The organism is Pseudomonas sp. B23(2017), from assembly GCF_002113725.1.
Taxonomy (GTDB): domain Bacteria; phylum Pseudomonadota; class Gammaproteobacteria; order Pseudomonadales; family Pseudomonadaceae; genus Aquipseudomonas; species Aquipseudomonas putida_Z.
Window position 1 is genome coordinate 1 of record NZ_NEJM01000033.1, and the last position, 7,477, is coordinate 7,477.

At 63.1% G+C, this 7,477-nt stretch carries 7 protein-coding genes; 4 read left to right on the top strand and 3 right to left on the bottom strand.

What is annotated here, in order from left to right:
- Nucleotides 1-112 precede the first annotated feature (112 nt).
- The 3 genes from CAG46_RS27340 to CAG46_RS27350 form a co-directional block, all read right to left on the bottom strand.
- Nucleotides 113-601, bottom strand: coding sequence for a TIGR00645 family protein (locus CAG46_RS27340; protein ID WP_003247486.1), 489 nt, complete (start codon nucleotides 599-601; stop codon nucleotides 113-115).
- Between the two features lie 193 nt (nucleotides 602-794).
- Nucleotides 795-1,133, bottom strand: a complete 339-nt coding sequence (locus tag CAG46_RS27345) for a hypothetical protein (protein ID WP_003247487.1) — start codon at nucleotides 1,131-1,133, stop codon at nucleotides 795-797.
- Nucleotides 1,134-1,294: 161 nt separating this feature from the next.
- Nucleotides 1,295-3,733 carry a Lon protease family protein gene (locus CAG46_RS27350; RefSeq protein ID WP_085619571.1) on the bottom strand — a complete coding sequence of 813 codons (2,439 nt, stop codon included), beginning with the start codon at nucleotides 3,731-3,733 and terminating at the stop codon, nucleotides 1,295-1,297.
- 253 nt (nucleotides 3,734-3,986) lie between these two features.
- On the opposite strand from CAG46_RS27350, the gene CAG46_RS27355 reads away from it, so the two are divergent.
- The 4 genes from CAG46_RS27355 to CAG46_RS27370 form a co-directional block, all read left to right on the top strand.
- Nucleotides 3,987-4,475, top strand: a complete 489-nt coding sequence (locus CAG46_RS27355) for a DUF3015 domain-containing protein (RefSeq protein ID WP_003256313.1) — start codon at nucleotides 3,987-3,989, stop codon at nucleotides 4,473-4,475.
- A gap of 74 nt (nucleotides 4,476-4,549) precedes the next feature.
- Nucleotides 4,550-6,403 (top strand): DUF4105 domain-containing protein, encoded by a 1,854-nt coding sequence (locus tag CAG46_RS27360; RefSeq protein WP_085619573.1) that lies wholly within the window; start codon nucleotides 4,550-4,552, stop codon nucleotides 6,401-6,403.
- 240 nt (nucleotides 6,404-6,643) lie between these two features.
- The gene (locus CAG46_RS27365; protein WP_085619575.1) at nucleotides 6,644-7,000 is read left to right on the top strand and encodes a hypothetical protein; all 357 of its coding nucleotides are present in this window, start codon (nucleotides 6,644-6,646) and stop codon (nucleotides 6,998-7,000) included.
- A 67-nt stretch (nucleotides 7,001-7,067) separates the two neighbouring features.
- Nucleotides 7,068-7,477: GreA/GreB family elongation factor (locus CAG46_RS27370; protein ID WP_085707988.1), on the top strand; the 410-nt coding region annotated here is incomplete at its 3' end.

Here is a 7,477-nt window from a genome sequence, read left to right on the forward strand (position 1 = left end):
GCGCTGGATGGCACGGGCTTCGCCCGTGTTCGCGGGACAAGCCCGCTCCCACAGGTGACGCGCTAGATTTTAGAAATTGAGCAAGACAGTTGCTCCCACAAGGGGCACAGGCTCAGTGCTTGGTCAGCTTGTCCAGGTAACCCATGCAGAATGCCGAGACCACGAAGGTCATGTGGATGATCACGTACCACATCAGGTAATCGGTGGAGATGTTCTGTGCATCCATGAACACCCGCAGCAGGTGGATGGACGAAATGGCCACGATCGACGCGGCAACCTTCATCTTCAGCGACGAAGAGTCCATCTTGCCCAGCCAGTTGAGCTTTTCCTTGCTCTCGTCGATGTCCAGTTGCGAGACGAAGTTCTCGTAGCCGGAGATCATCACCATCACCAGCAGGCCGCCCACCAGCGACATGTCGATCAGTGACAGGATCACCAGGATCAGGTCGGCTTCGCTGAGGGCGAAGACGTTGGGCAGGACATGGACCACTTCCTGGAAGAATTTCAGCGCCAGGGCCAGCAGGCCGAGGGACAGGCCGAAGTAGATGGGGGCGAGCAGCCAGCGCGAGGCATACATCGCGTTTTCGAGAATACGTTCCATGGAGTGTCGGGACTCATCAGGTGACTAAAAAAGCGACGCCGAGTATAGCCAGCCACCTGTTACAGCAAAAGCCCGGTGAATCGGGGCTGCTTTGCAGCCCATCGCGACACAAGGCCGCTCCTACAAGAGATCGCGGTCCCTTGTAGGAGCGGCCTTGTGTCGCGATGGGCCGCAAAGCGGCCCCCTGCATCAATCAGGTCTCAGGATGAAACTGGTAATCCCCCAGATTCCGACACCGCTCACCATTGATCCGCCGCAACTGCGCCTGCAAATGCAAACACCAGATCTGCGGATCCTCGGCCACCTGATATCCATGCAAGGTCAGGCTGTCGACAATGGCATTGAGTACCGATTCGGCCACCAACGGCCCATGGAACGGCCCTTGGGCCTTGATCGCGGACGGTTGTTCACCGGCCATGCCGGCGGCGAACAGCAGCGTCCACATGCCGTTGTCCCCGGCCAGCGGACGGATGCTGCATTCGATGCGGGTCACCAGGCCCAGGCACTGGCGTGTGAGGCTGAGATTGCGCATGGCCGCGCCCCCTCCAAAAAGCCTTGTTCAGCCTGAACCTCAGGCTGTTTCCATCCTGAACGCTGATACCGTCCTTAAGTTCCAGCATAGAAGAACGGTATAGAAAGATGGAAAACCGGCGCTGAACGGTAGCACATCGCCGCTAGCGCCGGTTTCTTGACTCAGGCCGGCTTGGCCTGGGCAATTACCTCTTCCAGGCGTTCTTTCTCCGCCTTCTCGATTTCTTCCTCGCTGATCATCTCGGCAATCTCACGCAGGCGCTCCACCACCCGGGCGTTGACGCTGCCCTCGGTGAACTGGCCCTTGTCATCCAGCACACCGGCCTCCTCGCCCACCAGCAGGCTCAACGCCTCGTCGGCCTGGCTGACCGCGTACACGTGGAACATGCCGTTTTCCACCGCCTGCAGCACACGCTCGTCGAGCATCAGCGTGGCGACGTTGGCACGCGGGATGATCACCCCCTGCTCGCCGGTCAGGCCACGCGCCTCGCACAGGCGGAAGAAGCCCTCGATCTTCTCGTTGACTCCACCCACCGCCTGCACTTCACCAAACTGGTTGATCGAGCCGGTAATGGCGAAGCACTGCTTGAGCGGCGTGCGCGACAAGGCCGAGATCAGCGTGCAGGCTTCGCCCAGTGAGGCGCTGTCACCGTCTACATAGCCGTAGGACTGTTCCAGGGCGATGCTCGCCGAGATCGCCAGCGGGAACTCCTGGGCATAGCGGCTGCCCAGGTAGCCGGTGAGGATCATCACACCCTTGGAGTGGATCGGCTGACCGAGGTTGACCTCGCGCTCGATGTCGACGATACCGCTGCCGCCCGGGTACACGGTGGCGGAGATGCGCGCCGGCATACCGAACGCCGAATCACCCACTTCAAGCACGGTCAGGCCGTTGCACTTGCCGATGGCAGCGCCTTCGGTGTCGATCAGGATGATGCCGGCAAGCATGTCGTCCAGCACCCGCTGCGAAACACGCCCGGTGCGGGTGGCCTTGGCCTTTAGCGCACGCTCGATGTGCCCGGCGTCGGTCATTTCGTCACTGGCCAGCTGGCGGATGAAATCGGCTTCGCTGACCAGCTGGAACAGGTCGCCGATACGCGCCGACAGACGCGACTGGTTTTCTGCCAGGCGGGCGCTGTAGGTGGCCAGGCGCGCCACCGCGTCACTGGTCAGTGGCGCCATGCCCTCTTCGTTGGTGCGGGTGCGCAACAGCTGGGCGAACTGCTCCAGGTTCTCGTCGACCATGGGCATGTCTTCGTCGAAGTCCACCAGCACCCGGAACATCTCCTGGAAGTCCGGGTCGTGGTCCTGCAGCGCGTAATACAGCTGACGCGAACCGATGATGACCAGCTTGATGTTCAGCGGGATCATCTGCGGCGTCAGGCTTACGGTGGCCACCCGGCCCAGTTCGCCCAGTGGTGACTCCATCTTCAGCTTGCGCGACTGCAGCGCACGCTTGAGCGCGTCCCAGACGAACGGCTCGCCCAGCATCTTCTCGGCTTCCAGAATCAGGAAGCCACCGTTGGCGCGGTGCAGCGCGCCCGGGCGCAGCTGGCGGTACGAGGTGTACAGCGCACCCTGGTCGGTGCTGTATTCGATACGGCCAAACAGGTTGTCGTAGGTCGGGTGCGGCTCGAACACCACAGGCGCACCGCCGTCGGCGTGGTGGCCGACCACCAGGCTCGGGGCGTACTGCTCTTCCAGCAGCTTGCGCGCGGCCGCGTCGGTCTTGCTGTCATCGACCAGTTGCTCGACCACGGTACGCAGCAGGTTCAGCTGCACCGACTGCAGGTAGGCGCAGACCGCAGCGTTCTCGGCGTACTTCTCCGACAGCGGCGCCAGCAATGGCTGCAGGGCCAGGGTGATGGTTTCTTCGTTGAGCTGGCGCAGCTGGTTGTTCGACTCGCGTTTCCATTGCGGCAGGCTGGCCAGCTCTTCGTTCAGGCGTTCCTCGAGCAGGGCGATATCCTCGTGGAACTGCTCGCGCACCTCTTCCGGCAACTGGGCGAATTCGGCTTCATCCAGCGCCTTGCCGTCCGCCATCGGGGTGAAGGCGACGTTGCTGGCGTCGCGGTACAGGGCCACGTCCTTTTCCAGCGAGGCGCGCTCGATCACATCCAGGGCGCGGTCGTAACGCTGGTTGAAGGCGCGGTCGATGGCGCCTTTCTTCTGCTGGTACGACGGGTGCTCGAACACCGCCGGGAAGGTCGACAACAGGTTGTCGATCAGCCCGTTCATGTCGGTGATGAACGCCCCGGCGCTGCCGGACGGCAACTCCAGTGCGCGGGGTTCACGGGTGTCATCGAAGTGGTTGACGTAGACCCAGTCGGCCGGGGTCTGCTGGCGCTTGCCCTCGGCCTTGAGGTAGCGCTTGACGAACGAGAAGCGGCCGGTGCCGGGCTCGCCCATCACGTACACGTTGTAACCAGGGCGCGGCATGGCCACGCCGAACTGCAGGGCCTCGACAGCACGCTCCTGGCCCAGGACTCCGCGAAACGGCTCCAGATCGTCGGTATTGGTAAAGGCAAACTGCTCGGGGGAGAAACGCCGGGTCAGGGCTTCAGGCGCGAGACGCAGGCGCGCAGCGACAGGATCGGGCATTGGGTTTCCTTACTTCGGCGGGGCAGATACGCAGCATTCTGGCGCTGCCCGCGCGCGCCTTGCAAGGCTCCACGGGACTTTATGTCGCAGCCGGTGCGGGTCATGTAACAGCAAATTTTTCGCAATCAACAACGCAACTCTTAGATCGTGCCTAAACTCCAAGCTGCGCGGGTGGGTGAAAAGCTTTCCCGACCTGGCAACCGAGTTGCCAGAAACCCTGACCCTTGGTTAAGTCAAATAGAGAACAAATGCTATGAAACGGATTCTTCTGGGTACTCTGTTCACCGTGGTCTCGATCAATGCCATGGCCGAAGCGCCAGGCGGCCCGAACTGCGGTTGGGGCAACATGCTGTTCGAAGGCCAGCGCGGCACTCCGGCACACTTCCTGGCTTCCACCACCAACGGCACCTCCGGTAACGCCACCTTCGGCATGACCTCCGGCACCAACGGCTGCTCGACCAAGGCCTCGCTGACTTACGGCGGCAAGTCCTGGTTCGCCATGAACGGCATGATGAATGAGCTTTCCGAAGACATGGCCATGGGCCAGGGCGAAGCACTGACCACCTATGCCGTGGTTCTCGGCGTGGCCCCGGAAGACCGTGGCTACTTCGCATCGGTCACCCACCAGCACTTCAACCAGATCTTCAGCAGCGCCGACGTCACTGCCGAAACCGTCCACAGCAACACCCTGGCTGTTCTGAAGAACGACCCACGCCTGGCCAAATACGCAACCGAGGCCTGAGTGCAGCTGCTCCCGCCCCGGCCCCGGGGCGGGTTTCGCCTTTTTTCGGCATCGTTAAGAAGTAGTTGCCCGACATGCTCAAACGCTTCGTATCCCTGGCGCTGTGTGCCTGCGCCCCTGTTCATGCCGCGCCCGTGCTGGACCAAGGCCGTGTCCAGCAACTGGCCAACACCCCTTACTGGATTGCCCTGGGCCATTACGAAACCGCCAAGCTGGGTGGCTGGCGCAGCTATGTGGACGATGATGCGTTCTTCCTCGCCGAGGATGGCGCGCACCACCCCGACCAGGAGCTGCAAGCCACGGTCGAAGCGCTGTACGCCCCGGCCAGCCTCGGCGACAAGCATGCCCAGTGCGTATTCCCGGCGCGCACCCGCTGGCTGCGCGAACAGCTCGACCTGCAAGACTTGCCGCAACCGGACTGTCAGGAGTTCACCACCTGGTACCAGTCGATCGACCCGCACAGTGCGGCGCTGATCTTCCCGGCGGCCTACCTGAACAGCCCGTCATCGATGTTCGGCCACACCTTGCTGCGCATCGACCAGTCCAACACCCGCAGCGACGACACCACGTTGCTGAGCTACGCGATCAACTTCGGCGCCTACATCGAAGGCAGCGACAACAGCATCCTGTACGCCTGGAAGGGCCTGATGGGCGGCTACCCGGGCCTGTTCGCGCTGATGCCCTACCAGGAAAAACTGTCCGAATACCGCAGCCTGGAAAACCGCGACCTGTGGGAGTACCAGCTGGACCTGACCCCGGAAGAAACCGGGCGCATGGTCGAACATGTGTGGGAGCTGAAGCAGGTCCAGTTCGACTACTTCTTCTTCGACGAAAACTGCTCGTACCGCCTGCTGGAGCTGCTGCAGGTGGCCCGGCCGAGCCTGGACCTGACCTCGCAGTTCCCGCTGACCGCCATCCCGACCGACACGGTGAAGGCCGTGAAGCAGTCCGGCATGGTCGCCAGCGAGACGTACCGCCCCTCTCGCGAACGTGAACTGCTGGCTCGGGCCGAGCCGCTCGATCACGACGAAAAGCGCCAGGTGCTGGCTGCAAGCGCTGACACCGCGCACCTGCAGAGCCACGAGTTCAAGGCCCTCCCCCGCCAACGCCAGGCGCTGGTGCAGGATGCCGCGTACCGCCTGGAGCGTTACCGCGCCAATGGCCAGGAGCGCGACCCTGGGCAGGCGAAACGCAGCTTCGAGCTACTGCGGGCGATCAACAGCAACCCGCCACCGCCCCTGCAGATCGAGCGCCCGGGCCTGCCAGAGGACGGCCATGACTCGCGCACCTGGCAGCTTGGCGTGGGCACCCGCGAAGACCGCGCCTACGCCGAGTACGGCCTGCGCATGGCCTACCACGACCTGAATGACAACGCCTATGGCTTCCCGCTGGGGGCGCAGATCGAGATCCTGCAGCTGAAGCTGCGCCAGTACGAAGGCAACGACTGGCAGGTGCAGCGCCTGGACCTGGCCACCATCCGCTCGCTGACGCCGCGCAACGAGCTGCTCAAACCTTGGTCGTGGCAGGTGGCCGGCGGGCTGGAGCGGGTGCCGGGCAAGCATGATGACGAAGTGCTGGTGAGCCATGTGAACGGCGGGGCCGGCGGCACCTGGCAACTGGCCGACGGGTTGCTGGGCTTTGCCCTGGGCACTGTGCGGGTCGAGCACCACAATGATTTTGCCCAGTTCATCGCCCCGGCGGCGGGCTTCAATGGCGGGCTGCTGTGGCGCAACGGGCTGGGCAACATGACGCTGGAGGCCAAGGGCGACTACTTCACCAATGGCGAGGTACGGCGCAGTGTGAGCCTGAACCAGCAGTGGGAGATCAGCCAGAACCTGGGCCTGCGGTTGAGTGCTTCGCGAGAGTTCAGCCACCTGGCTACGGCGCAGAACGAGGTGATGCTGGAGTTGAAGTGGTATCACTACTGAAGCGGACTTTGTGGGAGCGGCCTTGCGTCGCGAAAGGGGTGCGAAGCGCCCCCAGATTGTTGCACTCATGCAGAATTGCCGGGGCCGCTTTGCGGCCCTTTCGCGACGCAAGGCCGCTCCCACAAATGACAGCATCAAGGCTGACCTGTGTGAACCAACCGACTCTTTGACACTGTTTTGACGGCCCCCCGACAAATCGCAACCTAGACTTTCCAGTATCAACCGGAGGGTTTTGTGGTTATGTCGCGGTACTGGTTCGGCGTATGCATGGCGTTGTTGCTGTCTGGTTGCGAAACCACCCACGAGCAGATGGTCAACCAGGGTTACCCCCCCGCCTATGCCGATGGCTTCCAGGACGGCTGCAGCAGCGGCCGCCAGGCGGCAGGGCTGATGGTCGGTGGCTTTCGCAAGGACGTGCCGCGCTACCTGCACGAGCGCCAGTACGAAAGCGGCTGGGACGACGGCTTTCGCCAGTGCCACGCCATGCAGAACAGCGAAGAACAGCGCCAGTACCACGAGCGCTTCTGGGACGAGCGCGAACGCGACTGGGAGCAGGAAAAGGACCGCGACGCCGCACGCGCCTATCGCCACAACTGAGTCGCAAACGGACATCCCTTGAAACCGGCGGCCTGCGATGATGGTCTCCTGCACAAGGAGGCCACGCATGAGCCGAGCATTCGTCAACGAAGACCAGGCCGCTGCCCAGGCTGATCAGCCAGTCGAGCGACGGGTCAGCGAACAACCCAACTACGTGACCACCAGCGGCCTGCGCCAGCTGCAGGAGCGCGTGGCCGAACTGAACGCCCTGCGCAGCGAACTGCAGGCACAGGGCGAACGTGGCGACAAGCAACGGCTGGCGGATACCGAACGCGACCTGCGTTACTTCAGCGCGCGAGTGCAGAGTGCCCAGGTGGTGCCGGCGGCGACGTCGCACAGCAAGGTGCAGATTGGTAGCCGGGTGCGGTTTGTCGATGGGCAGGACCAGGAGCAAGTGGTAAGGCTGGTGGGCGAGGATGAGGCGGATGCCGGGCGGGGGTTGATCAACTGGGGTTCGCCGTTGGGGCGGGCTTTGCT